A 26,634-nucleotide genomic window follows, 5' to 3' on the forward strand; every position below is an offset into this window, starting at 1 on the left:
TTATGGCAAAGACACGATCCAATGCAGGCAGAGGGAAGACCGGCGCGAACAGCGGTTCCGCCGAGGGGTTCGACGAACCGATGTGGAAGAGGATGCTGCTCGCCGTGCCGCGTGCGCTGGGGGCCGCGGTCCGTTCGGCGTCCGGGGTGGGGGAGTACGACCCCGCATACCGCCGTGACGGCCTGTGCTTCATCCTCATCGTTCTGGCGGTGCTGTTCTGCGCCTCGGAATGGTTCCGTGTATCGGGGCCGTTCGGTGTGTTCCTTCATTCGATCGCGGCAGGCGTGCTCGGCATGACGAGCGTCGTGCTGCCCGTGCTGCTGGTGTATGCCGCGATTCGTCTGATGCGCAATTCCGGCAAGGGGTCGAACAATCCGAGGGTGATGACCGGATGGGGCCTGCTGCTGTGGTCCGTATGCTCGATCATCGATATCGCGTTCTCCGCTGGCGCGAACGGATTCGACTGGCATGAACTGCAGAACGCCGGCGGTCTGATCGGCTACATGCTCGGCACCCCGCTGGAGATCGGACTGTCGAAGGCGTTCGCGATCGCGGTGTTCGTCGTGATCGCCCTGTTCTCCATCATGCTGGTCGCCGGCGTGCACGTCACCGATCTGCCTGATCTGGTCAGGGGAGTGGTCGGCGAGGCGAAGAGCGGCGATGCCGGAGATGATGCCGATGACGATTCGATCCGCTTCGCCGACGGCGTGCCGACGCATGACGGCGACGACGAGGAGAACCACGCGAATCCCGGATCGCGAAAGCCGTCGTTGCTCGAGCGCCTGTTCGGTTTCCGTCGCAAGGATGACGAGGACCGCTCCCTCGACCGCTATGAGGCCGATGACCCGTTCGTGAACGCGGCCCGCCATCATGGACAGACCGCGGAGACGCCGGTGGTCGATGCCTCGTCCACGGTGCCGCTGACGCCGATCTCGGCTCCGTTCAACGCCGTCGACCAGGATGACGCCACCTTTGCGGTTCCCGTCTCCTCCACGCCCAACGGCATCGGTGTCGATCCGTGGGCTCCCGTCACCTCACGTGCCGGCGGAGCGGATGCGGCCGCGTCGGTGCCGTCGAGCTCCGCGTTCCCCGCCGTCGAACCGGCGACGGTCGCCATGGGCGCCGGATCGGGGGCATACGGCGCCGACACGGACGAGAGCCGTCTGCCGTCGGCGGCACTTGGCACGTCGTCCGATGCGTCGTACGGCGATTCCCCTGCGGTCTCGGACGACACCTCGGATGGTCTCCCCGTCGTCGAACAGCCCTACCAGCTGCCCGACGTCAACCTGCTGGTCAAGGGCAAGCCCCATGCGGCGCGCACCCCGGCCAACGACCGCGTGATCCGCGCTCTGACCTCCACGTTCCAGCAGTTCAAGGTCGACGCGAAGGTCGTCGGCTTCCTGCGCGGCCCGTCCGTCACCCAGTACGAGGTCGAGCTCGCGCCCGGCGTCAAGGTGGAGAAGGTCACCAATCTGCAGCGCAACATCGCCTATGCGGTGGCCAGCTCCGACGTGCGCATCCTCTCCCCGATTCCCGGCAAGTCGGCCATCGGCATCGAGATCCCGAACGAGGATCGAGAGATCGTGCATCTGGGCGACGTGCTGCGCTCCCCGGGCGCGATGAACGACCCGAACCCCATGCTCACGGGCGTGGGCAAGGACGTCGAGGGCAAGTTCGTCACCGCCGATCTGACCAAGATGCCGCACCTGCTGGTCGCAGGCGCCACCGGTTCCGGCAAGTCCAGCTTCATCAACTCGATGCTCACCTCGATCATCATGCGCGCCACTCCTGATCAGGTGCGTCTGATCATGGTCGACCCCAAGCGCGTCGAACTGTCCGCATACGCGGGCATCCCGCATCTGCTGACGCCGATCATCACGGATCCGAAGAAGGCCGCGCAGGCCCTCGAATGGGTCGTCAAGGAGATGGACTCGCGCTACTCCGATCTGGAGTACTTCGGCTTCCGACACGTCAAGGACTTCAACGAGGCGGTGCGCGCCGGCAAGGTGCACGCGCCGGCCGGTTCGGGCCGTAAGGTCGCGCCCTACCCGTACATCCTCGTCGTGGTCGACGAGATGGCCGATCTCATGATGGTCGCCAAGAACGACGTCGAGAGCTCGATCCAGCGCATCACGCAGCTGGCGCGCGCCGCCGGCGTGCATCTGGTGCTCGCCACGCAGAGGCCGTCGGTCGACGTCGTCACCGGTCTGATCAAGGCGAACATCCCCTCGCGTCTCGCATTCGCGACGTCGTCCGCCACGGATTCCAGGGTCATTCTCGATACCACCGGCGCGGAGACGCTGATCGGCCAGGGCGATGCGCTGTTCCTGCCCATGGGCGAGGCCAAGCCGCGCCGTGTGCAGGGATCGTGGGTCTCCGAATCCGAGATCCGCAAGGCGGTCGAGTTCGTGCGCACCCAGCGCAAGCCCAAGTACCGCGAGGACATCGAGCAGATGGCCCAGGAGAGCGAGAAGAAGGGACTCGAGCCGGACGAGGAGATCGGCGACGATATGGACGTGCTGCTGCAGGCGGCCGAGCTCGTCGTCACCACGCAGTTCGGCTCCACATCGATGCTCCAGCGCAAGCTCAGGGTCGGCTTCGCCAAGGCGGGTCGTCTCATGGACCTGTTGGAATCGCGTGGTGTGGTCGGTCCCTCCGAGGGGTCGAAGGCGCGTCAGGTGCTTGTCCAGCCGCAGGATCTGCCGGCCGTGCTCGCGTTCATCAGGGGCGAGACCGGTTCGCTGCAGTCCTCCGGTCAGGCAGCAGGTCCGACCTTAGGCCCGCAGCCTCAGGAGTAGTGGCGACGACGTCCAGCCGTTTGTCGGGCCATATCCACTTCACGGTCAGACGAAAGCCAGCAACGGTGTAGACAAGTGAGGGTACTGTGAGGATCATGACTGACGAACAGACTATCGAAAACAAGAAGTCGTCGCTTTTTGATGGCTGGAACGCCCCGCCGAACCTCGTCACTTACTCGCGCATCGTGCTCGTGGTGATCTTCCTCGGGCTGTACATCGCCGCCGGCGCGTGGGGAGAGGACAACCCCACGATGCGCTGGGTTGCCGGCGTGATCTTCATCATCGCCGCGTCCACCGATAAGCTCGATGGATGGATGGCTCGCAAATACAATCAGGTCACCGAGCTGGGCAAGCTCATGGATCCGATCGCCGACAAGCTGCTCACCTGCGGTGCGCTGATCGTCGCCTCCGTGTTCGACGAGTTCCCGTGGTGGGCCACGGCGCTGTTCCTCATCCGCGAGATCGGCATCACCGTGATGCGTTTCTTCGTGATGGAACGCCCCGGCGGCAAGGTCATCGCCGCCGCATGGCCGGGCAAGCTCAAGACGCTCTTCCAGTGCATCGGCCTGTCCCTGCTGCTGCTGCCGTTCTGGATCTTCGATGATGGCCAGGCCACTCCGGCATGGCTGGAGGGCTACTACTTCCTCACCTACGCGATGCTGTACGTGGCTCTGGTGTTGTGCCTCTACTCCGGTGGCGTGTACCTGTACAACACGTTCATCGGCTCGAAGAGGAAGTGACCATGCGTCCCGAGACGCTCGCCGCCGCGCTGCTGCGGTGGTGCGAACGGGAGAACCTGAGGATCGCATGCGCCGAGTCGCTCACCGGAGGTCTTCTGGCCGACGCCTTCGTGCGTGTGCCGGGGGCCTCCAAGGTCTTTCTGGGCTCCGCCGTCACCTACGACATCAGAGCCAAGGATCGGATCCTCCATGTGGATCGAGAGCTGCTTGAGCGGGAGGGGGCCGTGCATCCCGAAGTTGCCCGCCAGATGGCCGCGGCGACCGCGCGTCTGTATGCGCAGCCCGAATACGACGATCGCATCATGGGACTGTCGACGACCGGCGTGGCCGGTCCCGGCCCCGACGGCGACAAGCCGGCCGGGCTCGTATACGTCGGCGTCTCCTTCCCGGCGGCATTGGATCTGCCCGATCTGCTGCATCCGATGGAGTCGCTGCGCGGCGGATGCGGGGTGAGCGAGAGCCGCGACGGTCGTCTCACCGTCGCCGTCGAACTTCGACTTGACGGCAGCCGCGAACAGGTGCGGACACGTACCGTCGACAGCGTTCTGCGAATCGTGAGCGTACTCACAGGCATTTCACAGGAATAAAACCGACCCCCTTCGCTGTTGGTCGTAGTAGAAGGCAATCGTACCTGCATGACATACACGAAAGGGATGGGGATTATGGAGACGATGACCCGCACCGAGGAACAGACGCAGATCAAGGCCGCGACGATGGTGCGTCCCGGCACCGCCCGCATGCGCGAGCTGACCCCGGCTCAGCGTCGTGCCGTCATGTTCGCCCAGCAGCAGGTGCTCATGGCGCGCGCCGCCAAGAAGGCAAAAGACGATGCCGCGGAGGCCCGCCGCCGCATGTGGGACGAGGCGGAGAGCGCCGAGCGTGCGCCTCGCGCGGCCACGACGGCCGCTGCCGCCAGGGAGCAGATCCGAGAGACCGGCGAGCTCACCCTGCGTGAGGCCATCGGCCGGGTGCTGCGAGATCTTCGTTCGCGCGATCACAAGACCCTTCGCGAGGTCAGCGAGAAGGCCGGTGTCTCGCTCGGCTATCTGTCGGAGGTGGAGCGTGGTCAGAAGGAGGCCAGCTCCGAGCTGCTCAGCTCCATCGCCGAGGCGTTGGGCGTGTCCACCGCGCAGCTGCTGCGCATGGTCGCCGACAGGCTCGACATGGTCGAGGCGTAACGAGGTTCATGCCGGGGCCATGCGGATCCGGTCGTGATCCGTGCCATAGGGTGTCATAGGGGCGGTTGGAATCCGAACAATGGATTCCGACCGCCCTCTTTCGTTCGTCGGCTGCTGGGATGAACCGCATCGGCTAGACTGTGATGTTCGTGAGGGAACGTGAATTCTGGCAGCTGCTCGAAGAGGTGTTCGGTCGAAGCTACGGCAGGGCATTGTCGCAGGACCAGCAGCTGACCGAGCTGGACAACATGACGGTCGTCGAGGCCCTGGCTGCGGGGGAGGAGCCGCGCGTCGTATGGAACGTGCTGTGCGATCAGATGGGGGTCCCCGACGCCGAGCGGTGGGGGCGGGGCCACAATGCGCCGCCGATGCCCGCACGCTGACCTTCCCATTGGTTTCCCGTCCGGTATCCGATTGGCGTGTCGGTTCCTATATTCGAACAAATGTTCGTCTTATGCGCTATAGTTATCCACGCCGACCATCGTGCGAGGGGTTTCAACCACAGGAGGCGGTGCGCCTTGCACCGCAGTGAACGCGTTCCGTAGCGTGAGGGGCGACCATCCGCATAACCATCAAGGAGAAATAGCATGGCACAGAAAGCAACCACCTCCGTGGACAAGCCCAAGGAGCAGCCGGCATCGGATGCGAAGCACGAGATCGATCCGCGTCGCAAGGCCGCCCTCGACAACGCTCTGGCGCAGGTCGAGAAGAACTTCGGCAAGGGGTCGGCGATGAGGCTGGGCGACAGGCCGGAGCAGAACGTGGAGGTCATCCCCACCGGTTCGCTCGCGCTCGACATGGCGCTCGGCATCGGCGGTCTGCCCAAGGGGCGCATCGTCGAGATCTACGGACCCGAATCGTCCGGCAAGACCACGCTGGCGCTGCACGTGGTCGCCAACGCGCAGAAGGCCGGCGGCGTCGCCGCGTTCATCGATGCCGAACACGCCCTCGACCCCGTCTACGCGCGCAAGCTTGGCGTCGACACCGATTCCCTGATCGTCTCCCAGCCCGACAACGGCGAGCAGGCGCTGGAGATCGCCGACATGCTCATCCGTTCCGGGGCGCTCGACGTCATCGTCGTCGACTCCGTCGCGGCTCTCGTGCCGAAGGCCGAGATCGAAGGTGACATGGGAGACAGCCACGTCGGTCTGCAGGCCCGACTCATGAGCCAGGCGCTGCGCAAGATGACCGGCGCGCTCGCCCAGGCGGGCACCACCGCCATCTTCATCAACCAGCTGCGAGAGAAGATCGGCGTGTTCTTCGGCAGCCCGGAGACCACCACCGGCGGCAAGGCGCTCAAGTTCTACTCCTCGGTGCGCCTCGACATCCGCCGCATCCAGACCATCAAGAACGGCGAGGAGGCCGTCGGCAACCGCACGCGCGTCAAGGTCGTCAAGAACAAGATGGCCCCGCCCTTCAAGTCCGCGGAGTTCGACATGCTCTACGGCGAGGGCATCTCCCGTGAGGGCTCCGTGATCGACATGGCCATCCAGGTCGGCGTCGTCAAGAAGTCCGGCTCCTGGTTCACCTACGGAGAGGACCAGCTGGGTCAGGGCAGGGAGAAGGTGCGTCAGTTCCTCAAGGACAACCCGGCCGTCACCGAGGAGATCGAGAACAAGGTCAAGGAGAAGTTCGGCCTCATCAAACCGACCGACCAGTTCGCCGAGGACGACGCCACCAAGCAGGCATCCGAGGCGGACGCCAATACCGAGGACGTGTCCGTGACATCGGCCAACGCCGGTGCCGGAGCCAAATCCGCGACTGCGTCCAAGTCGGGCAAATCCGCAGCCGCGGCTTCCGCCTCCTCATCCGCCTCCGCGACGGCGAAGTCCGGGACCAAGGCCTGACGATGATCAGTGCCGAGGAGTTCCTCCGGCGTCATCCGGTCGCGCCGGAGGGGAGCGCGGGGCACCCCGTTCGTTCCGCCCGTGAGAATGGCATCCGTGTGGATGACGCGCTCACGGGCGGCGCTCACGGGCCGTCGTTCTGCGCCGACACCGGGAATGCCATCGACGGGAATGCCATCGACGAGAACGCGCCGGATGACGACGGCGATTCCCGTGCCGCTCGCCCCTCGAGGTTCTCCCGCTGGGGAAAGGGCAACGGTGAAGTGGAGGACCCGTCCGATGCGGACGCCTGTCGTGAGGCGGCCCTGCGCCTGCTGGACGCCGCGGCGCGCTCGTCCGGCATGCTGCGTGGCCGTCTGCTTGATAAGGGGTACGCCGCCGGTGTCGTCGACGAGGTCATCGGCCGACTGACCGAACTTCATCTGCTTGACGACCGCGACTACGCCGAATCGGTGGTCCGCTACTGCGCCGGCCGCATGATGGGCAGACGGGGAACCGTCATGGAACTCACACGCAAGGGGGTCGACTGTGCACTGGCCACCAGCGTGGCCGATGAGGCCGAAAGCGAGGGCGTGTTCGAGGAGGCCGCATGGGAGCTGGGGCGTCAGGTGGCGCGCAGAACCCGGGGCCTTGAAAGGCAGGTGCGCCAGCGTCGTCTATGGTCGGCCGGCGGACGCAAGGGGCATGACCCGGAGACGCTGCGTCGCGTGGCGCACGAGCTGCTGGACTAGTCCACGCGGTCAATATCCGCAGGCTATGTATAATGGTCCGCTTGTGAGACCTCTTGATGGCCGCGGTCGCGGACTTCATTGCGAGTGACTGAGGAACTTCCGGGCTCCACAGAGCACGATGGCGGATAACGTCCGCCCAGGGTGACCTGAGAGATAGCGCAGCAGAGAACAGACCGCCCGTCCACGACGGGTAAGGGTGAAACGGCGGTGTAAGAGACCACCGGGCCGCTGGTAACAGCGAGCCGCATGGCAAGCCTCATCGGGAGCAAGGCCAAGCAGATGGCGGTAAGGGCTGCTCGCCCGTGCCATCGGGTAGGCTGCTAGAGCCTGGCGGTGACGTCAGGTCGAGATGGATGGCCATCCGTTCCCGCGTTCGCGCGGGGACGACAGAACCCGGGGTATAAGGGGTCTCACCTTTATTCTTCCCTTTCCTGATTCCCCGCCTTTCTCAGGAATGGCGGCTTCTGCTTGTCCATGCGGATGTCCGAGCCGAAACGAACATGGCATCAAGGCAAACGCACAGCATATGTACCGGATTATTTCGTCGTGAAGTCGGAAAAGAAACATATCGCTCCCCGCGAGTTCTCCCGTCGTTTACGCGAGGTTCGTCTACAATGAGTCATACCCGGTCGGTGAAGACGCCGAACGGAACGCAAATAGCGGGAGACCGCTTGAGTTAAGGGAGGTCCACATGGAAATCGTCGTTACCGGACGTCACACGCAGATCAAGCAGAGGTTCCGTGATGTCGTAGAGAACAAGATGAATCGTGTGACCGCTATCGCCCCCGATGCGCAGCGTGCGCAGGTCGTGGTCACCCACGAGGGCAACCCGCGTCAGGCGGATACCGCCAAGCGCGTGGAAATCACCATCATCGCCGGCAGCACCGTGGTGCGTGCCGAGGCCTCGAGCGCCGATGAGTACAGCGCGCTCGACATGGCGCTCGACAAGCTGACCCTGCGTCTGCGCCGCACCCGCGATCGTCGTAAGGATCATCGTCGCGGCTACACCAACCCCGCCCCGGTGGATCTGGGCGTGGTCGAGCCGGAGAGTGTGGAGGAGAACGAGCCGGAGGAGCCGAACAACAGCCCCGCCGCCGCAGTCGCCTCCGATCTCGGCCCGGGTGAGTCGGTGGAGGTCCAGGTCGGTGACACGCCGATCGTCATCCGCCGCAAGCTGCACATCGCCGAGCCGATGAGCATCGACGAGGCCCTGTACGAGATGGAGCTGATCGGACACGACTTCTTCCTGTTCGTCAACAAGGAGACCGGTCGTCCGTCCGTTGTCTATCACCGTCACGGTTGGAGCTACGGCGTGTTCGAGATCGACACCCCGGAGAACGTCGCCAAGCAGTGAAGGGACGGCCGGTCCACGAGGTGATGTGGACCGATGATTCGGATCGATGAGGTCCCCGCAACCGGTTCAATCGGTTGCGGGGACCTCATCGTATTTTCACGTGCGCGACCGAATATGGGAATATGCCCACGTTATCGGCAATGTCGCGTATGATGGTCGGCAGTGTGTCCGCCGCACGCCTTTTCGAAATCCACGTGGACAACGGGGATGGCGGGGCGGGCTGCGGAACGAAGGAACGACACAGGAGCGAATAGTGGTAGATATCGTTGATAAGGCCCTGCGCATGGGCGAAGGCCGCCAGATCAAGAAGCTCGAGGGCGTGGCCAAGGCCGTGAACGCGCTCGAGGATGAGATCTCGGCGCTCTCCGACGAGGAGCTCAAGGCCCAGACGCCCAAGTTCAAGCAGCAGCTCGACAACGGCAAGAAGCTCGACGACATCATGCCTGAGGCGTTCGCCACCGTGCGCGAGGTCTCCAAGCGCACCCTCGGCCAGCGTCATTTCGACGTGCAGCTCATGGGCGGTGCCGCCCTGCATTGGGGCAACATCGCCGAGATGAAGACCGGTGAGGGCAAGACCCTGGTCGCCACCCTGCCGGCGTACCTGAACGCGCTTGAGGGCAAGGGCGTCCACGTCGTCACCGTTAACGACTACCTCGCCAGCTACCAGAGCGAGCTGATGGGCCGCATCTACCGCTTCCTCGGCATGAACGTCGGCTGCATCCTCACCGAGCAGAAGCCGCCGGAGCGCCGCAAGCAGTACAACGCCGACATCACCTACGGCACCAACAACGAGTTCGGCTTCGACTACCTGCGCGACAACATGGCGTGGGAGAAGAACGAGCTGGTGCAGCGCGGCCACCACTTCGCCATCGTCGACGAGGTCGACTCCATCCTCATCGACGAGGCCCGTACCCCGTTGATCATCTCCGGCCCTGCCGAGGGCGACGTGACCCGCTGGTACCGCACCTTCGCCAAGCTGGTCCTGAAGCTCACCCGCGACGAGGACTACGAGGTCGACGAGAAGAAGAAGGTCGTCGGCATCAAGGACCCGGGCATCACCAAGGTCGAGGACTTCCTCGGCATCGACAACCTGTACGAGCCGGCCAACACCGCCCTGATCGGCTACCTCAACAACGCCATCAAGGCCAAGGAGCTGTTCCTGCGCGACCGCGACTACGTCGTCACCCACGGCGAGGTCCTCATCGTCGACGAGCACACCGGCCGTGTGCTGCCGGGCCGCCGCTACAACGAGGGCCTGCACCAGGCCATCGAGGCCAAGGAGGGCGTGGAGGTCAAGGCCGAGAACCAGACCTTCGCCACCATCACCCTGCAGAACTACTTCCGCATGTACGACAAGCTCTCCGGCATGACCGGTACCGCCGAGACCGAGGCGGCCGAGTTCATGAGCACCTACAAGCTGGGCGTGCTGCCGATCCCGACCAACCGTCCGATGATCCGCAAGGACCAGGACGACTTCATCTTCCGCACCAAGAAGGAGAAGCTCGCCGCCGTCATCAAGGACGTCGCCGCCCGCCATGCCAAGGGCCAGCCGGTCCTGCTCGGCACCGCGTCCGTCGAGAGCTCCGAGGTCGTCTCCACGCTGCTCGACGTCGCCAACATCCCCCATCAGGTCCTCAACGCCAAGCAGCACGACAAGGAGGCCGCGATCGTCGCGGTCGCCGGCCGCAAGGGTGCCGTCACCGTGGCCACCAACATGGCCGGCCGTGGTACCGACATCATGCTCGGCGGCAACGTCGAGTTCCTCGCCGACGCCAAGCTCAAGTCCGAGGGCTACTCGCCGGAGGACACCCCGGAGGAGTACGAGAAGCGCTGGCCGGGCACCCTGAACGAAGTCAAGGCCCAGGTCAAGGACGAGCACGAGGAGGTCAAGGAGCTCGGCGGTCTGTACGTGCTGGGCACCGAACGCCACGAGTCCCGTCGAATCGACAACCAGCTGCGCGGTCGTTCCGGCCGTCAGGGCGATCCGGGCGAGTCCCGCTTCTACCTGTCCCTCGAGGATGACCTGATGCGTCTGTTCAACACGCAGCTCGTCGCCCGTGTGATGGCCAAGGGCCTGCCCGAGGGCGAGCCGATCCACTCCAAGAGCGTCTCCAAGGGCGTGCGCACCGCGCAGAAGGCGCGCGAGTCGCAGAACTTCGAGATCCGTAAGAACGTCCTCAAGTACGACGATGTGATGAACAAGCAGCGCACCGTCATCTACGCCGAGCGTCAGGCGGTGCTCAAGGGCGAAGACATCCACGAGGACATCGAGCGCTTCATCTCCGACACCGTGGAGAGCTACGTCAAGGGCGCCAACAACGGTTCCGACAAGCCGAAGGACTGGGATTGGGAGGGCCTGTTCAAGGCGCTCAACACCGTCCTGCCGACCGACGTGACCGTCGAGGAGGCCGAGAAGGCCGCCGAAGGCAAGAAGGGTGAGAAGGCCGTCGAGGCCGTGCGCGACGTGATCGTCGCCGACGCCAAGGCCAAGTACGCCGAATTCGAGGACAAGCTCGGCGCCGACGGGCTGCGCCAGCTCGAGCGCCGCGTCGTGCTCGCCGTGCTCGACCGCAAGTGGCGCGAGCACCTCTACGAGATGGACTACCTCAAGGACGGCATCGGCCTGCGCGGCATGGGCCAGCGCGACCCGCTGGTCGAATACCAGCGCGAGGGCTACCAGATGTACAACTCCATGATCGACGCGATCAAGGAGGAGACCGTCCAGCTGCTGTTCCACGTCGACATCCAGCAGATCGCCAGGACCGAGGACGCCGAAGAGCAGGCCGAGCAGGCCGCATCCGCCGATGCGGCCCAGGCCACCGGTCCGGACGAGAACGGCGAGACCGCCGCCGAGGCAGCCGAAGGCGAGGGTGAGACCGAAGCCGAGGAGGAGAGCGCCGAGGAGAAGCAGGCGATCGCCGAGGCCGCGAAGGCCTCCGAGGCCGGCGAGGCCACGTCCGCCATCTCCGGCCCGGCCCCGATCAGCCACGCCGAAGGCAAGGTCCCGGCCAACAAGCGTCCGAAGAACGAGGAGCTCAAGACCCCGTGGGCCGACGGCCGCACGTTCCCCGGCACCGGCAAGAACGCGCTGTGCCCGTGCGGTTCCGGCCGTAAGTACAAGATGTGCCACGGCCAGAACGAGCAGTGAGCTGACCGCCCTGCACGGATGAAGAAAGCCCCGCGGGTTCACGTGATGATGAATCGGCGGGGCTTTCCCGTATCCGTTCAGTGTGTTCCTGCTGTTCCCGGCATCCTCTCGAGCAGTTTCAGGTTCTCCCGGTAGACCTCGCGCCCCGAATGCGAGATCAGGTTCGAGGTCATGCCGACCATGAGTTCGATGGACTCCCGTCTACCCCGACGGAACCAGTCCTTGAGCATGTTCACGACCCCTCCGGCGATGTAGCCGAACTGGTAGTCGCTGATCGTCTTCGCCATTGTCGGGTCAACCATCGTCGGGTCAACCGTCATCTGATCAGTCGTCGTCTCATCAGTACTGGACGCGTCGTCCGCGGCGGCCGCGCCGTCGATCCCAATGGCGCGGCCGGAGGCCCCTCCTATTCCCAGAGTGATCTGCGGGGCGACCGTCTCGGTGCAGACCTTGGAGATCGCATCGATGATGTCCGCGTACAGATTGCCACCGGACGGCGTCGACAGCAGCGAGAGGAGCTGCTCCCGCCCGTCCAGCGACATGTAGACCTCGCGAATGAACGGACGGTAGTCGCCGTTGCACATCTCCTGAGTGTGCCGGTACGTCATGTCCGTGTACATCTCGATCAGGTCGAGCCTGAGCTGGTCGAACATGTCGTATACATCGTGGTAGTGCGCGTAGAACGTGACGCGGTTGACGTCGGCCAGTTCCGTCAGTTCGGTGACCGTGATCCGGTTCAGGGGCTTGTCGGCCAGCAGACGTAGCAGCGCCTCCTGCAGAAGAAGACGTGTACGTCGTGTTCGACGATCCATTTTAACGTCATTTTTAGTGGTCATTGTAGTTTTTCCTACAGGTGTCGGTCATGTTCGTAGCTTATCCATCGGAAGATGCCCAAGGTGATGGTTGCAGGGCAATCCGACTTCTCCAGTAATGATACCCCGTAAAGCAACAGTTGTAGTAAAACACACGACTGTAAGGAAACTGTCAGGGGGTATCCGGTGCGACGGATCATCAACGGCTTTCTGAAACATCGCGTCATCGTGATCGTCGTCTTCGCGATGCTGACGATACTCGGGGCGATCGCCTATCCACAGGTCAAAGTCAACTATTCGTTCGCCGACTACCTGCCGAAGGATGCCCCGTCGGTCGTGGCGCTCGACGACATGAAGGCGTCCTTCGACGCGGGTGTGCCGAACGCGCGCCTGTACGCCGAGGGCATCACCGCAACGCAGGCGGACCGGCTCGCCGACGATCTGGCCGACATCGACGGCGTCGATGAGGTCATGTGGCTCGGCTCGGTCGTCGACACCAAGGCGCCGGCGGAGATCCAGGACGCCGACACCGTCTCTTCGTGGAAAACGGACAAGGGGTATCTCTACCAGCTGACCATCGACTCGTCCAAGCTGGTTGACGCGGTGCCCGAGGCCCGGGCCGTGGCCGAACAAGCGCATGCGGCGCGCGTGACGATGACCGGTGACGGCGTCACCACGGCCGAGGCGCAGGGATCCACCGCCACCGAGATCGTGCTGATCATGGCCATCGCCGTGGCGATCGTCGTCGGCATCCTGCTCATCACCTCGCATTCATGGTTCGAGCCGGTGATCTTCCTCATCGTCATCGGCGTCGCGATCGTAATGAACATGGGGTCGAACATCATACTCGGCGAGATCAGCTTCGTAAGCCAGATCTGCGGAGCGATCCTTCAGCTCGCCGTGTCCATGGACTACGCGATCGTGCTGCTGCACACGTTCCGCAGAGTGGAGAAGGAAATGCCCGGCGCCACGCCGGTCAAGGCGATGACCGAGACAGTGATCCGCAGTTTCACGGTGATCCTGAGCTCGGCGGCCGTCACCTTCTTCGGATTCCTCTCGCTGACGGTCATGCGCTTCGGCATCGGCGTGAACATGGGCATCGTGCTCTCCAAGGGCATTGTGTTCAGCTTCCTGTCGATCATGATGCTCATGCCCTGCCTGATCCTCGTGTGTCTCAAACCGTTGAACGCACTGGAGCACAGGTATCTTATGCCCTCGTTCTCCTGGTTCGCGCGAGTCTCGATGCGCATCGCCCTGCCGGCGGCGCTGGCGATCCTCATCGCCGCCGTTCCCGCCTATGTGGCGCAGGATCGCAATGACTTCATCTACGGCTCGGCCGACTTCGTGCAGCCGGGCAGCCGGCTCAAATCCGACGCCGACCACATCAACGACGCCTTCGGTCGCTCGGAGACATGGGTCATCATGGTCCCCGAAGGACGATGGTCGGATGAGCAGGCCGTCATCGACGACGTCGAACAGCTGCCGCACGTCACTGACGTCACCTCGTACATCACCATGGCCGGCAGGGCGATGCCGACCGCCATCGTCCCCGGCAATCAGCTGGACCAGCTCATCTCGCACGGATGGTCGCGTCTCGTCGTATCGATGGACGTGCAGACCGAATCGAAGGACGCCTACGCGCTCGTGCCCGAGGTGCGTGACACCGTCGCTCGTCATTACGGCGAGGACTACCGACTGGTCGGCACGACGGTGAGCACCTACGATCTGAGGGACGTGGTGCGCGCCGACACCGGCAAGGTGCGTTTGTTCTCCATCGGCAGCATCGCGCTCGTGCTGCTCATCGTATTCCGGTCGATCACGATCCCGGTCGTGGTGCTGCTCGCCATCGAGATCTCGATCTGGCTCAACCTCGCCGTGCCATACGTGACCGGCGACACCATCAACTACATCGGATACCTCGTCATCGAGGCCGTGCAGCTGGGAGCGGCCGTCGACTACGGCATCATCTACACACGTGAATATTTGGACCAGCGACGACGGCACGGGCCACGTGAGGCGACACGCCTGTCCATCCAGCACTCCGCGATCACGATCCTCACCTCGGCCACGATCCTCATCAGCGCCGGATTCGCCGTGTGGCGCATCGCCTCCAACGGCGTGATCAGCGAGATCGGCCTGCTCATCTCCCGCGGTGCCCTCGTCTCGATGCTGCTCATGTTCCTGCTGCTGCCATGGCTGTTCCGCATATCCGACTGGATGATACGACGCACCTCGATCGGACTGGGCCTCCGCGACGACGAACAATCCGCCACCCAATTGACGACCGATACCACCACCCACCACACGAAGGAGATCACACGATGACCACGACCGACAACACCCCGAACCCCATCGCAGGCCGTCGACGTACGACGGTCAGAAGAATCCTCGCGCCCACCATCGCCGCATTCCTCGCAGCCGTGCTCCTCACGGTTCCAGCGTTGTCCTCGGCGAATGCCGCGGACGAGCCCCAAGCATCCGTACACACCACGGCAGTGGCGACTCCGGCGAACGACAATGGGGGCAATAGTGCAGAGGGAAACGGCAAGGACGAGACCGTCTACATCAAAACCAAGGCCAACGGCTCCGTCTCCGGCATCTACGTGGTCAACACCTTCGACGCCGGTCAGTCACGCACCGTCCAGGACCCGGGCTCATACACCAAGATCACGAACCTCACCACAGATGCCAAACTCAAGGAGACAAACGGCAAGGTGGACGTCACCACCCTCGAGAACAAACCGTTCTACTATCAGGGTGATCTCAAGGCCGACACCGCACTGCCCTGGAACGTCAGCGTCGACTACACGCTGGACGGCAAGGCCGTCGACGCCAAGGAGCTGGACGGGGCTGACGGCGAACTCGCCATGACCCTGCGCATCGCGCCCAACGAATCCGCCGACAAGGCGACCCGGGAATTCGCCGACGCCTATGTGATCCAGGCACAGGGCACGTTCCCGCAGGATGCGTTCGACATCACCGACGCCGGTGACGCCGCCCTCGCTCAATCCGGCGGCAACACCGTCGTCTCCGGCATGGTCCTGCCCGGGGAAACCGGAACGTTCACCATCCGCGGCCGGGCCAAGGACTTCACCAGCTCCGGATGGCAGATCACCGCGATGAGCCTCGACATGGCATTGGATGTGCGCGATCAGGACACCTCGCAGCTCACCGAGCAGACCGGCAAACTCGGCGACGCCACCGCGCAGCTGGCGGACGGCACGACATCCCTCGCCCAAGGCAACCGGGAACTGAGCCGGGGAATCGGTTCGCTCGCCACCGGAACCACCGAACTCAACCGCGGCGCGCAATCCCTCGCCGGCGGAACGGAAACGCTCGCCCAAGGCGCCGGAGCGCTTGCGCAGGGCAACCGGCAGCTGGCCGACGGACTGACGCAACTGTACGATGCCAGCGGACGCATGAGCGCAGGCGTCAAGGGACTGCCCGAACAGATCACGGCCCTCTCGCAGGGCGTCACCACGCTCAAACAGGGGACGGACGCCCTGAAGCAGGGGGATGGACAGTACCGTCAGGCGCTCGCCGACGGCCAACAGACGATCCTCGCACAGGTCGGCGGCGACATTGATGCAGCCGAGACGGCGTCGCGACAGGCGTATGCCCAGGCGTTGGCCGCCGTGAAGCAGAACCCCGGCGACGCTCAGGCCATCGCGGCGCTCGACAAGGCCGTGACCGCCATGACGCAGGTGGAGAACGCCAAAGGGCAGTATCAGGCGCTTGGACAGGCGCTTGACGGTTACGCGGGCATCTCCTCCGGCATCGGCCAACTGAGCGGGGGAGTGGATCAGCTCGACGCGAAGGTGAACGGTTCGTCCAACGGTTCGTCCAACGGTTCGTCAGACGACTCCGCGGCCACGCAGGCGTCCCTTGCGCAACTGGCCAACGGGTTGGCATCGATGCACACCGCCATCGGACAGCTCAACACGGGGGCGCAATCCGCCGCCTCCGGTGCCGAGGAGCTGGCGAAGGGCCTGTCGGCCGCGCGTGACGGCGCCAACAGCCTCGCCACTGGGGCCGCTGCGGCGGACTCGGGCGCGCGCACTCTCGCCTCGGGGGCCGCCTCCGCCGCCGACGGCGCAGACCGGCTTGACGACGGCGCCCGTGAGCTCGCCGACTCCGTCAAGGGCATGGACGACAAGGTGCTCGACGAACTGCAGAAGACCATCGACGAGAAACTTGGCAAGGGCTTCAAGGTGCATTCGTTCGTCGCCTCCGCCAACACCGCCGTGGACCGTGTTCAGTTCACCTACGTCCTGCCCGGCATCGGCAAGTAGCGGTTCGCGGCATCTCACTTCACCCGGAAGCCGTGGGATTGGGCGTAGCCGATGATGCCGCGTTGCCATTCGGTGAGCTGCGACCAGTACGCGAATGCAACCGACCGTCGTCCGTCCGATTCCGTCGCAGGAGGAATCGGACGGACGACGGTCGGCATTGTGCTCAGGATGCGGACTCCGTCAACCAGTGCATCGCTTCGTCATAGGTCATGAGCAGTCGTTTGCGATAGTCGTCGATGAGAGTTGCACCTACCGTGCTCGCATAACTGCCGTCTATTGTCTGCTGTTCGGCGACAGCTCGTTCGAATGCGTCGGGCATGCGTCGGGTGAGTGTCGCGAATCTATGGAGAACATCTTCGGCCGGCAGGCCCATGCGTGAGGCGAACCGTTCCAGATGTTTGCGGCGGAGCTGAAGGAGATTCCGCCTGCCGCCGATGGTCATCGCCAGCGTCGTACTCGCGCCTATGGATCCATGGCCGAGGTATGGGTAGATCGAGGCGAGGTCATATAAGGGCGCCATTCTCACGGAAATTCGCCGCTACGGTTCCTGTGTGGGTTTCCTGCGCGAGCGGCATTGAAAGCAAGATGGGTGTGGGGTTATCCGACCATCGATAACCGTCGAAGTAGTGGAAGGCGATCGTCCCGTTCGTGCTTCGTGTGAATTCCCCGACGGGGGTTTCTCCGAGGAACGCATAGAGTTTCTGCTCTGTCATATGGTCACCATTCATAGGGGGGGCATCGGAGATTGTGGTGTCTTCTGCACGTTAAGTGAAAGACCGAGGAGCGCGAGCGCATTGAGTATGGTAGCGAATCCGGGGTTCGGCACGCGGCCCTGCTCGAATTCGATCAGCCAGCGGCGCGATACGCCCAGCTGTTCGGCCATCTGCGACTGGCTGATGCCTTTGCTGCGGCGCTCGCTGCGGATGAGGCGGGCGAATCCCTCCGTGTTCCCGATAAGCATGTGAAAAATACATCACCTCATCACTCAATGTGCAAAATAATTCACCTGCTGCGGTCATGTGCGAAATAGTGCACATTTCGTTCATTTCACGGTGAAGCCCTGCGAGGTGGCGTAGAGCTTGAGGCGACGCTCCCACTCGTCCAGACGGTCGTCGCTGCGGCCGCCGGGGCGAAGGGCGGGCGCGACCAGACGGGTGAACTCCGCATCCAGCTGGCTGAAGAACGGCAGGTTGTCCCAGTCACGGTTCACACGCGCCGCGGACTTGGCATACACGTCATAGATCGACTGGTTGAAATACGGGTCCATGGTGCCGCGGCGGGTCAGATCCTCCACATAGCCGGCCGCCGCGGACACGCCGCCCGGCGCGCGAAGCTCGATCGACGTGGGGTCGAGCTGGAACCAGCGGATGAACGTCAACGCCGCACGCTGGCGCGCTGGCGGCAGTCCAGCGCTGATCGCCACCGTCGAACCACCGATCTCCGCCGTCATCGTCTGACTCAGGTCGACGAAGCCGGGCGGCAACGCCACCTTCCACAGTCCCTTGTCCGCGGGATACGAGGCGGCGAGGATCTTGCCAAGCCAGTTCGCGTACGTCACCGTCAGATACTTGCCCGAGGCGGGCAGCATATACCGGTTGTCCCACAATGGCTCGGCGCACAGCACCCCGTCGTCGAGGCATTGTTGGAGGAACCCGGCCACGAAACGCACCCGATCGTCGGTCATCTGGAACCGGATCGTCGAATCATCCTCGACGACCCACGGTTTCGTGCCCGCCATGCGGAAGAACGACAGATAGTGCTGCACGTCGGTCGTGTCGAGGACGCCCAGGTAGCGTCCCGGATTGCGGGTGTGGAGCCGTACGCCCTCCTCGTAGAACTCGTCCCATGTGGCGGGTACCTGCAGACCGTACCGTTCCATCAGGTCATGCCGGTAGAACATCACGGTCTGCGACTGGTCGCCGGGAATGCCGTACAGCTTGCCCGCGTAGTGCGCCGACTGCCATGCCGCCCTGTCCACCAGAGGGCCGATCTCGCGTTCGATGCGCTCGCCGGAGATGTCCTGCAGGGCGCCGGACGCGGCCAACTGCGGCAACGCTGTGCGCTCGACGTTGACGATGTCCGGCACCGGACGATGGTTGATGACGCGCTCCCAGTACAGGGCGAGCGTGTTCTCCTGCGTACGCCCCTCGATGGGATCGATGACGATGCGTGGATGCGTGCGCATGAACTCGTTCAGGCGCGGCATGGTCTCGTTGAACGCGTTGGACAGCATCGTTAGCACGATCGTGTCGCTCGAGCGTGTGAGTTCCGCGTATGGTCCGAGTTTCATCGTCGACCGCTTGCGCGGATTGATCGAATCGCGTGCGATGAACCGCGCGTCCAGCGAGACCGGTTCCGGTCTGAACACGCTGGCCTCGCGCGTCGCTTTCGTCAGCGCATCGGCCGCGGCCTTGGCCATATCCTCTCCCCGCATGTCGATGGTGGAGAGCGTCGGCGTGATGAGCGATCCCATTTCGATGTTGTCGAAGCCGACGACCGATACGTCCTCCGGGATGCGCAATCCTGCGCGCCGGACTGCCGCGACGAAGCCGGCCGCCAGCGAGTCGTTGAACGCAAACACCGCATCCGTGGGGCGGACCAGGTACTGATCGACCGCCTTGGCACCGCCGGAAAGGTTCGGGTCGCATTCGCGTACCACGCGGTAGGTCATGTCGTAGCGGAACGCGGCCGCGCGGATTGAGCGTCGGCGGTACTCGTTCGACCATGAACCCGCCGGGCCGGCGAGATAGGTGATGGAGGAGTGTCCCGACTCCTTGAGTCTGCGCGCCGCGTCGTCGATGGCTCCAGCCACGTCCACGGTGACGCTCGCCAGCCCGGGGATCGTCCGGTTGAGCAGAATGACCGGTTTAACGAGCATGATGCGGCGGATGTCCGGTTCGCTCAGACGCGAGGAGACCAGCGCCACGCCGTCCACGTTGCGCATCACATACGACATGGCCTTGCGCTCGACCGCCGGCTTCTCGTCCGTATCCAGCGTGATCAGTCCATACCCCTTCGTCTGCAGACGTCGTTGCAGGGTGTTGGCGATGGTGGCGTACAGCGAGTTGCGCAGCGTGGGTACGATGACGGCCATCATGCCGGTGGAGGGCAGCCTGCCGCCATCCGCGTCTCCGTCCGGTGCAAGATATCCGAGTTGTTCGGCGATACGGCGGATGCGAAACTCGGTCTTCGCGGAGATGCGTCCCGGCTGGGACAAGGCTCGCGAGACCGTCGACGGGCTCACGCCGGCCTCCTTGGCGATGTCGTAGATCGTGATCTTCTGACGCATGGGCAACATTATGGCAACCTTTGGCAACAAGCGCAATCGGGGTGTGAACCTGCGCGAATATGGTTCCTGTCAACGGAAACGGCGCGTGGAAGCGCGAGGATCCGTGAAACAAGCAGGAGACAAGTTCACTTGGAGGAACCATGTCCATTTCCATCACGTCCACGACGACGGTGACCGGCGCGACGCCGTCGAAGGCCGTCTCGTTCGCCGTCGAGGACATCGAACGCGACTTGGGCAAGACGATCGCCCCGTCCGAGACGGTCGGCGCGAACATCGTGCTCGTCGAGGAGCCGCACAACCTGGAGACGTACGAGGTGCGCGTCTCGGACGGCAACCTCGAGATCCACGCCGGAGACGACTTCGGCTTCATCTACGGCCTGTACGCCGTCAGCCGCGAGGTCCTCGGCGTCAAGGACTTCTGGTTCTGGAACGACCAGGAGTTCACGCCAGTGCCGTCCATCGAGGTCGCGGACGACTTCACGCTCATCTCGAAGCCCACGGCCGTCAAGTACAAGGGCTTCTTCGTCAACGACGAGGTGCTGCTCGAGGACTGGCAGGTCGACAACGACAAGGAGAAGCCGTGGAGGCTCGCCTTCGAGACCGTGTACCGCCTCGGCGGCAACATGGTGATCCCCGGCTCCGGTCAGCGCGGCGAACCGCACCTGAAGCTCGCGCAGGACATGGGCTTCTACATCAACCAGCACCACGCCTGCCCGCTCGGCGCCCGCATGTTCGCCGCCGCCTACCCGGGCGTGCAACCGAAGTGGCCGGAGGAGGCCCCCCATTTCGAGGCGCTGTGGCGTGAGGCCATCGAGGCGCAGAAGGACAAGCGCACCGTCTGGACGCTCGGCTTCCGCGGCCAGGGCGACCAGCCGTTCTGGAACTCCGACCCGCGCTACGCCACCGACGAGGCGCGTGGCAAGCTGCTCTCCGAGATCATCCAGAAGCAGTACGACATGGTTCAGGAGGCCGATCCGGGCGCACAGTGCTGCATCTACCTGTACGGCGAGGCCATGGAGCTCTACCGTGCCGGCGTGCTGACCTACCCCAAGCAGGTCGCCAAGATCTGGGCCGACAACGGCTTCGGCCGCATGGTCTCCCGCCGCCAGGAGAACAACAACCCGCGTGTGCCCGCCATGCCGACGAACGACGGCGACAACGGCATCTACTACCACGCGAGCTTCTACGACCTGCAGGCCGCCAACCATATCACCGACATCTGCAACGACCCACGCCTCGTGGCCGGCGAGCTCGAGCAGGTAATCGAGCACGGCGGCGCCGACGTGTGGATCGTCAACGCCTCCAACATCAAGCCCCACGTCTACTTCCTGAACTTCATCGCCGCGATCTGGCGCGACGGCAAGATCGACTTCGAGAAGGTCGCCAAGGACTACATCGCCGACTACTACGGCAAGGACAACGTCGACGCCGTGTTCGACCTGTACGAGGAGTACTGGAAGGCCGCCGTGCAGTACGGTCCGAACTGGGACGACCACGCCGGCGAGCAGTACTTCAACCACGTGCCGCGCATGCTCATCACCCAGTGGCTCAGGGACCGCAACGCCCCGGCGCAGGATCTGCGCTGGATGCATGAGGCCGACACGCTCATGGAGCAGATCGAGTTCTACCGCGGACTCATCGCCCCGGCAGCCGAGCGTTACGCCGATCTGGCCGATCATGTCGAACTCGCCGCCATCTCCGCCGAACTGCGCGGCGAGGACAACGCCGCCGAGCTGATCCGCGACTCCATCGGCGTCGAGGTCGGCATCTACGAGCACTCCGTGGCCGCGTCCGTGCACGTATGCGACGCCCTGCTCGCCGGCTACGACGAGGACTGGCAGCACGCCTTCTACGACGCAGGTCTCGCCGCGGAGGAGTTCACCGCCGGCGACCGCGCGATGCGCGACCGCGAGCACGGCGTGTGGGCCAACTTCTGGCGCAACGACTGCCTGACCGACGTCAAGCAGTCCGCGTGGGTCGCCCGCCAGCTCATGGGCTACCTCAGGTGCGTCGGCGACGGTCCGCACTACTTCCAGTGGCTGCGTGACTTCTGCTACCCGGAGTGGGAGAAGGACGTGTTCGTCATCATGAACATGGAGAACCACCCCACCGATCAGGAGATCTTCGAGGCCATGAAGGCCAAGTGGGCCAACTGATCCGTTTTAGGGCCCGGTCCGACGGGTAAGGCCGGTCGAGGGCGCTCAGCCGGCCGTCTGAGTCGTTCCTCGACATCTTCGGTCAGGTGTGGCTGTTCTTCGTGATCTACGACTGGAACAAGAACGCCGCCTTCGGTTCCCTGCTGCTGAGCTTCGCGCTCGTTGGCGAGCCGCTCAAGCCGGCCTTCGGATGGCTGTTCACCAAGCTCGGCCCGCGCAAGATGTACTCCCTGAACTTCGCCGGCGGCATCATCGGTCTGCTCGGTCTGCTCGGTCTGTGGCAGGCGCAGGGCAGTCTCGCCGAAGGTGCCTGGACCGCGCTCGCCTTTGTGGTGACCGTCTGGTGGCTCATCTTCCGTGCCATGGTCTGGTTCATCCCGTGGAACGTGTTCCCGTTCATCCCGGACGTCGACGAGATCGTCACCGGCAAGAACCGCACTGGTGTCTTCTCCGGTTTCAAGGCGTTCACCCGCAAGCTGACCTCCGGTCTTGCGACCACCTTCATTGGCATCTACCTGGCCTCCACCGGCTTCATCAAGCCGGCCAAGGACGCCGCCGGCGTGATGCAGTACCCGGACCAGCCGGTCGCCGCGCAGAATGGCATCGCCTTCGTATGCATCGGCTGGGTCATCATTGGTCTGCTTATCGCGTGGGGTATCGCCCTTACCTTCAAGCTTGACAAGAAGACCGACGGCATCCTGCTCGCCGAGATCGAGCGTCTCAAGAACGGCGGTAAGAAGGCCGACGTCGACCCGAACACGAAGAAGGTCGTCGAGCAGCTTACCGGTGTCAAGTACGAGAAGTGCTGGCCGCAGGCCGCCGAGTGAACTCGGTAGCAGGTTTCGGGATGAGCGCATCGTGAGGTCCCGATCACGATGAAGATGTTATCCCGATGAGCTTGGGTGGGAGATGGTGCAGGGTACGGTTGCAGACGTGCTCCACACCATCTCTTGCCTTATCGTGTTTTTTACCGCGTTCCTGCCATGTCTTCGGTTCTGCAATATGGAAGCCGGGGGAGCGGGAAACCTGAGACGGCTAGAATAAGGCCCGTCACTTGGGTTATGAAGGCGCGTGAAGCGCCAAGGAGGAACAATGGCAGAGATCACATGGAAGTCGATTCTCACCAAGCTGGTCGGGGGAGACCATCTGAGCGCCGAGGAGTCCGAGTGGTTCGTCGATGATCTGATGAAGGGCAACGCGAACCCGGCGGCCGTGGGCGCGGCCCTCGCCATGCAGCAGCAGCTGGGCCTGACGCCCGAGGAGGTGTCCGGCGCGGCCAAGGCCATGGTCTCGCACGCGGTGCCGCTCAACGTCTCCGGCGAGACCACCGACATCGTCGGCACCGGCGGCGACGGCTTCTCCACCGTGAACCTGTCCACGATGGGTGCGGTCGCCGCCGCGGCCGCCGGCGTCAAGATCGTCAAGCACGGCAACCGCGCCGCCTCCTCGAAGTGCGGCGCCGCCGATGTGCTTGAGGCGCTCGGCCTGCCGCTGGACTTGAAGCCCGAGGCGGTTGGCGAGGTCGGCGACGAGGTCGGTATCACCTTCGCGTTCGCCCGCACCTTCCACCCGGCCATGCGCTTCGTCGGCCCGATCCGCGCCGCGCTCGGCATCCCGTGCGTGTTCAACGTCCTCGGACCGCTGACCAACCCGGCCAAGCCCGCTCATGTGGCCATCGGCTGCGCCAAGCGCGAGGTCAGCCCGATCATGGCCGCCGTGTACGCGGCCAACGGTCAGTCCGGCATGGTCTACACCTCGCACGAGGGGCTCGACGAGCTCGCGCCCACCGGCCCGGTTTCCGTGTGGGAGATCCGCGACGGCAAGGTCACCGAGTCCGAATTCGACCCGACCGTCGAGCTCGGACTCGAGAAGATCGACGTCACGCAGCTCAAAGGCGGCGAGCCCGAGGTCAACGCCGCCGCGTTCCGCGACTTCCTCGCCGGCAAGGACATCCCGGCCCGCACCACCGCGCTGCTCAACACGGCGTCCGCCATCGTGGCCGAAGGCCATCTGATCTCCGATGCCGCCGACGGCACGCTGGCCGATCGGTTCCGCGAGGCGTACAGGCTCGCCGAGGAGACCGTCGACTCCGGCAAGGCCCAGGCCCTGCTCGACAAGTGGATCGAGACCGCCAAGTCCAAGGCCTGATCCGAAGCGGGAGGCGCCGTCCCGTCCGGGCGCACTTACCGTAGTCCCGGTCGTAGTGCCGATATGTGATTCCATGAAGGCCACCCCATCAAAAAAGGGGTGGCCTTCATTCGTTACTGCACAATGCGGCAACAATGGCAACAAGTGGCAACGAAGCATCTTGCGCCAATAATCTAAAAACTGGCAATCGGCCGATGACGGCATGGGTTGGCAGAGATTACGGCATATCGGGAGGAACAACGTGAGTTCGTTTACTGAGTTCGGGACGCTGGTGAAGAACCGGCATCGGCCCAAGGACAAGCCGAAGGACACCAAGGTGGCGTTGGGATTCCTTGCCCCGTGGCTGATCGGCGCGATCTTCCTGAGCCTGATCCCGATGCTGTACTCGCTGGTGATCTCGTTCACGAAGTACAACATGATCAAGCCGCCGCAGTTCGTCGGCCTCATGAACTATCGGCACATGCTCATCGACCCGAGGTTTTTGAGCTCGCTCAAGGTGACGCTGACCTACGTGGTCATCTCGGTGCCGTTGCAGCTCGTCGCGGCGCTCGCGCTCGCGGTGCTGCTCGACCGCGGCATGAGAGGACTCGCCTTCTACCGTTCCGCGTTCTACCTGCCGTCCATGCTCGGCGGCTCGGTGGCCGTGGCGGTCCTGTGGAAGATGGTGTTCGGTTCCGATGGCCTGTTCAACGCGCTCATCAACCTGTTCGGCGCGAGCTCGTCGATGTCGTGGATCGCCAACCCGGACACCGCCAACTGGACGCTCATCGCCCTGCATGTCTGGCAGTTCGGTTCCCCGATGGTCATCTTCCTGGCCGGTCTGCGCCAGATCCCGCGCGAGCTGTACGAGGCGGCCAGCGTGGACGGCGCCGGCAAGTGGAAGCAGTTCACCGCGATCACCTTGCCGCAGCTGAGCCCGATTATCTTCTTCAACCTCGTGATGAGCGTGATCAACTCGTTCCAGACGTTCACTCAGGCGTACGTCGTCTCCGGAGGCACCGGCGGCCCGTCCGACTCGACGCTGTTCTACACCCTGTACCTCTACCAGCAGGGATTCGCCTCCCTGCGTATGGGATACGCCTCCGCGCTGGCATGGATTATGGTGCTGATCGTGGCCGTGCTCACGGGAATCAATTTCGCTCTCTCCAAGTTCTGGGTACATTACGATGACTGATATTTCTATGAAGAACGTCGACCTTGGTTCCGGCGCCGGCATGATGCCGAATCGCGGCCGCAGCATTGGCCGCGTGGTAGTTGCCGTAGTCAAGCAGGTCATAGTGCTGCTGGTCGCGATCGTCATGCTCTACCCGATCCTGTGGATGATCGTCAGCTCCCTGCGCCCGCAGAGCGAGATCTTCACGAACATGGGGCTGCTGGTCACCAATCCGGTGTGGGAGAACTACGCGGCCGGATGGAACGCGCTGAGCTACCCGTTCGGCCGGTACATCCTCAACTCGCTGATCATCGTGGCGTTCGCGATCATCGGCAACATCCTCACCTGCTCGATGGCCGCCTACGCATTCGCCCGGCTCAACTTCCGGTTCCGCGGCGTGCTGTTCGGGTTCATGCTGCTCATGCTCATGATCCCGATCCACGTGGTCGTCATCCCGCAGTACATCATGTGGAACTCGCTGCACATGATCAACACGTTCGTGCCGCTGATCGTGCCGAAGTTCCTTGCGATGGACGGGTTCTTCACGTTCCTGTTCTACCAGTTTCTGCGGGGCCTGCCGCGTGACCTCGACGAGGCCGCCAAGCTCGACGGCGCGGGCCACCTGCGCATCTTCTTCCAGGTGCTCCTGCCCCTGATGAAGCCCGCCATCGGCACCTGCGCCGTGTTCACGTTCATCTGGACGTGGAACGACTTCTTCAGCCAGCTGCTCTACCTGACCAAGCCCGACATGTACACCGTGCCGATCGCCCTGCGTACGTTCATCGATGCGCAGTCCCAGTCCAGCTATGGCCCGATGTTCGCGATGAGCGTGGTGAGCCTGATCCCGCTGTTCCTTGTGTTCACGTTCGGCCAGAAGTACTTGGTCCAGGGCATCGCCACCACCGGAGGGAAATGACATGGATGGAGCGTCATCCGCGTTGCCCCTCAGTCGACGTACCTTCGTACGTCTTCCCTCGGTGCGCCTTGA

22 protein-coding genes and 1 other RNA gene are annotated in these 26,634 nt (G+C 63.9%); 17 read left to right on the top strand and 6 right to left on the bottom strand.

The annotated features are described in order from the left end of the window. The first annotated feature begins 80 nt into the window (after positions 1-80). From BCAL_RS08355 to secA, 10 genes are all read left to right on the top strand, one after another. Positions 81-2,798: an FtsK/SpoIIIE family DNA translocase gene (locus BCAL_RS08355; protein ID WP_420796826.1), complete on the top strand. Its 2,718-nt coding sequence runs from the start codon at positions 81-83 to the stop codon at positions 2,796-2,798. 95 nt (positions 2,799-2,893) lie between these two features. Continuing rightward, positions 2,894-3,538 carry a CDP-diacylglycerol--glycerol-3-phosphate 3-phosphatidyltransferase gene (gene pgsA / locus BCAL_RS08360; RefSeq protein WP_043163828.1) on the top strand — a complete coding sequence of 215 codons (645 nt, stop codon included), beginning with the start codon at positions 2,894-2,896 and terminating at the stop codon, positions 3,536-3,538. A gap of 2 nt (positions 3,539-3,540) precedes the next feature. Continuing rightward, the gene (locus BCAL_RS08365) at positions 3,541-4,125 is read left to right on the top strand and encodes a CinA family protein (protein WP_043163831.1); all 585 of its coding nucleotides are present in this window, start codon (positions 3,541-3,543) and stop codon (positions 4,123-4,125) included. A gap of 75 nt (positions 4,126-4,200) precedes the next feature. After that, a complete protein-coding gene (locus BCAL_RS08370; protein ID WP_043163833.1) occupies positions 4,201-4,716 on the top strand; it encodes a helix-turn-helix domain-containing protein in 516 nt (171 codons plus the stop codon). 149 nt (positions 4,717-4,865) lie between these two features. After that, positions 4,866-5,099, top strand: coding sequence for a DUF3046 domain-containing protein (locus BCAL_RS08375; protein WP_043163967.1), 234 nt, complete (start codon positions 4,866-4,868; stop codon positions 5,097-5,099). Between the two features lie 204 nt (positions 5,100-5,303). Beyond that, complete coding sequence (gene recA / locus BCAL_RS08380) at positions 5,304-6,563, top strand: recombinase RecA (RefSeq protein ID WP_052118944.1); 1,260 nt, start codon at positions 5,304-5,306, stop codon at positions 6,561-6,563. 2 nt (positions 6,564-6,565) lie between these two features. After that, positions 6,566-7,294, top strand: coding sequence for a regulatory protein RecX (locus tag BCAL_RS08385; protein WP_081887387.1), 729 nt, complete (start codon positions 6,566-6,568; stop codon positions 7,292-7,294). A gap of 44 nt (positions 7,295-7,338) precedes the next feature. Then, positions 7,339-7,711: RNase P RNA component class A (gene rnpB, locus BCAL_RS12345), an RNA gene on the top strand. Positions 7,712-7,985: 274 nt separating this feature from the next. Further along, positions 7,986-8,648 (top strand): ribosome hibernation-promoting factor, HPF/YfiA family, encoded by a 663-nt coding sequence (hpf, locus tag BCAL_RS08390; RefSeq protein WP_043163835.1) that lies wholly within the window; start codon positions 7,986-7,988, stop codon positions 8,646-8,648. Between the two features lie 253 nt (positions 8,649-8,901). Further along, positions 8,902-11,796 carry a preprotein translocase subunit SecA gene (secA, locus tag BCAL_RS08395; protein WP_043163836.1) on the top strand — a complete coding sequence of 965 codons (2,895 nt, stop codon included), beginning with the start codon at positions 8,902-8,904 and terminating at the stop codon, positions 11,794-11,796. A 77-nt stretch (positions 11,797-11,873) separates the two neighbouring features. Here secA and BCAL_RS12330 read toward each other — a convergent pair whose 3' ends face one another. Next, entirely contained in the window at positions 11,874-12,632 is a 759-nt protein-coding gene (locus BCAL_RS12330) for a TetR-like C-terminal domain-containing protein (RefSeq protein WP_152600280.1), read from the bottom strand. A 162-nt stretch (positions 12,633-12,794) separates the two neighbouring features. Between BCAL_RS12330 and BCAL_RS08405 the strand changes: the two genes are divergently transcribed. Both BCAL_RS08405 and BCAL_RS08410 read left to right on the top strand, forming a co-directional pair. Continuing rightward, positions 12,795-14,933 (top strand): efflux RND transporter permease subunit, encoded by a 2,139-nt coding sequence (locus BCAL_RS08405; RefSeq protein WP_052118946.1) that lies wholly within the window; start codon positions 12,795-12,797, stop codon positions 14,931-14,933. Next, positions 14,930-16,900 carry a phage tail protein gene (locus BCAL_RS08410; protein ID WP_043163837.1) on the top strand — a complete coding sequence of 657 codons (1,971 nt, stop codon included), beginning with the start codon at positions 14,930-14,932 and terminating at the stop codon, positions 16,898-16,900. The genes BCAL_RS08405 and BCAL_RS08410 overlap by 4 nt, the downstream gene beginning before the upstream one ends. A 14-nt stretch (positions 16,901-16,914) precedes the next feature. On the opposite strand, the gene BCAL_RS13265 is transcribed toward BCAL_RS08410, so the two are convergent. The 5 genes from BCAL_RS13265 to BCAL_RS12335 all read right to left on the bottom strand — a co-directional run bounded on the left by BCAL_RS13265 (position 16,915) and on the right by BCAL_RS12335 (position 20,189). Then, positions 16,915-17,058, bottom strand: a complete 144-nt coding sequence (locus BCAL_RS13265) for a hypothetical protein (protein ID WP_156101975.1) — start codon at positions 17,056-17,058, stop codon at positions 16,915-16,917. Between the two features lie 5 nt (positions 17,059-17,063). After that, positions 17,064-17,342 carry a hypothetical protein gene (locus BCAL_RS08415; RefSeq protein WP_160268273.1) on the bottom strand — a complete coding sequence of 93 codons (279 nt, stop codon included), beginning with the start codon at positions 17,340-17,342 and terminating at the stop codon, positions 17,064-17,066. A 61-nt stretch (positions 17,343-17,403) separates the two neighbouring features. Continuing rightward, positions 17,404-17,613, bottom strand: coding sequence for a HipA N-terminal domain-containing protein (locus tag BCAL_RS12820; protein WP_160268274.1), 210 nt, complete (start codon positions 17,611-17,613; stop codon positions 17,404-17,406). 11 nt (positions 17,614-17,624) lie between these two features. After that, positions 17,625-17,861, bottom strand: coding sequence for a helix-turn-helix domain-containing protein (locus BCAL_RS08420; protein ID WP_043163838.1), 237 nt, complete (start codon positions 17,859-17,861; stop codon positions 17,625-17,627). Between the two features lie 81 nt (positions 17,862-17,942). Further along, positions 17,943-20,189: an extracellular solute-binding protein gene (locus BCAL_RS12335; RefSeq protein ID WP_160268275.1), complete on the bottom strand. Its 2,247-nt coding sequence runs from the start codon at positions 20,187-20,189 to the stop codon at positions 17,943-17,945. Between the two features lie 140 nt (positions 20,190-20,329). Between BCAL_RS12335 and BCAL_RS08430 the strand changes: the two genes are divergently transcribed. The 5 genes from BCAL_RS08430 to BCAL_RS08450 all read left to right on the top strand — a co-directional run bounded on the left by BCAL_RS08430 (position 20,330) and on the right by BCAL_RS08450 (position 26,562). Further along, positions 20,330-22,345 (top strand): glycosyl hydrolase 115 family protein, encoded by a 2,016-nt coding sequence (locus BCAL_RS08430; protein ID WP_052118949.1) that lies wholly within the window; start codon positions 20,330-20,332, stop codon positions 22,343-22,345. An 86-nt stretch (positions 22,346-22,431) separates the two neighbouring features. After that, positions 22,432-23,172 carry an MFS transporter gene (locus tag BCAL_RS08435; protein WP_052118950.1) on the top strand — a complete coding sequence of 247 codons (741 nt, stop codon included), beginning with the start codon at positions 22,432-22,434 and terminating at the stop codon, positions 23,170-23,172. A gap of 265 nt (positions 23,173-23,437) precedes the next feature. After that, the gene (gene trpD / locus BCAL_RS08440; protein ID WP_043163839.1) at positions 23,438-24,493 is read left to right on the top strand and encodes an anthranilate phosphoribosyltransferase; all 1,056 of its coding nucleotides are present in this window, start codon (positions 23,438-23,440) and stop codon (positions 24,491-24,493) included. Between the two features lie 241 nt (positions 24,494-24,734). After that, the gene (locus BCAL_RS08445; RefSeq protein WP_043163840.1) at positions 24,735-25,667 is read left to right on the top strand and encodes a carbohydrate ABC transporter permease; all 933 of its coding nucleotides are present in this window, start codon (positions 24,735-24,737) and stop codon (positions 25,665-25,667) included. Beyond that, positions 25,660-26,562 carry a carbohydrate ABC transporter permease gene (locus BCAL_RS08450; RefSeq protein ID WP_043163841.1) on the top strand — a complete coding sequence of 301 codons (903 nt, stop codon included), beginning with the start codon at positions 25,660-25,662 and terminating at the stop codon, positions 26,560-26,562. The genes BCAL_RS08445 and BCAL_RS08450 overlap by 8 nt, the downstream gene beginning before the upstream one ends. Positions 26,563-26,634: the final 72 nt, after the last annotated feature.

The sequence above is a fragment of the Bifidobacterium callitrichos DSM 23973 genome (genome assembly GCF_000741175.1).
Lineage (GTDB): Bacteria > Actinomycetota > Actinomycetes > Actinomycetales > Bifidobacteriaceae > Bifidobacterium > Bifidobacterium callitrichos.

Coding starts and splice junctions, on each gene's coding strand:
- BCAL_RS08365 (WP_043163831.1), top strand. CDS start 3,541: ATGCGTCCCGAGACGCTCGCCGCCGCGCTGCTGCGGTGGTGCGAACGG.
- BCAL_RS08415 (WP_160268273.1), bottom strand. CDS start 17,342: ATGACCATCGGCGGCAGGCGGAATCTCCTTCAGCTCCGCCGCAAACAT.
- BCAL_RS13265 (WP_156101975.1), bottom strand. CDS start 17,058: ATGCCGACCGTCGTCCGTCCGATTCCTCCTGCGACGGAATCGGACGGA.
- hpf (WP_043163835.1), top strand. CDS start 7,986: ATGGAAATCGTCGTTACCGGACGTCACACGCAGATCAAGCAGAGGTTC.
- BCAL_RS08420 (WP_043163838.1), bottom strand. CDS start 17,861: ATGCTTATCGGGAACACGGAGGGATTCGCCCGCCTCATCCGCAGCGAG.
- BCAL_RS12335 (WP_160268275.1), bottom strand. CDS start 20,189: ATGCGTCAGAAGATCACGATCTACGACATCGCCAAGGAGGCCGGCGTG.
- BCAL_RS08370 (WP_043163833.1), top strand. CDS start 4,201: ATGGAGACGATGACCCGCACCGAGGAACAGACGCAGATCAAGGCCGCG.
- BCAL_RS08355 (WP_420796826.1), top strand. CDS start 81: ATGTGGAAGAGGATGCTGCTCGCCGTGCCGCGTGCGCTGGGGGCCGCG.
- trpD (WP_043163839.1), top strand. CDS start 23,438: ATGGCAGAGATCACATGGAAGTCGATTCTCACCAAGCTGGTCGGGGGA.
- BCAL_RS08430 (WP_052118949.1), top strand. CDS start 20,330: ATGTCCATTTCCATCACGTCCACGACGACGGTGACCGGCGCGACGCCG.
- pgsA (WP_043163828.1), top strand. CDS start 2,894: ATGACTGACGAACAGACTATCGAAAACAAGAAGTCGTCGCTTTTTGAT.
- BCAL_RS08410 (WP_043163837.1), top strand. CDS start 14,930: ATGACCACGACCGACAACACCCCGAACCCCATCGCAGGCCGTCGACGT.
- BCAL_RS08450 (WP_043163841.1), top strand. CDS start 25,660: ATGACTGATATTTCTATGAAGAACGTCGACCTTGGTTCCGGCGCCGGC.
- BCAL_RS12820 (WP_160268274.1), bottom strand. CDS start 17,613: ATGACAGAGCAGAAACTCTATGCGTTCCTCGGAGAAACCCCCGTCGGG.
- recA (WP_052118944.1), top strand. CDS start 5,304: ATGGCACAGAAAGCAACCACCTCCGTGGACAAGCCCAAGGAGCAGCCG.
- BCAL_RS08385 (WP_081887387.1), top strand. CDS start 6,566: ATGATCAGTGCCGAGGAGTTCCTCCGGCGTCATCCGGTCGCGCCGGAG.
- BCAL_RS12330 (WP_152600280.1), bottom strand. CDS start 12,632: ATGACCACTAAAAATGACGTTAAAATGGATCGTCGAACACGACGTACA.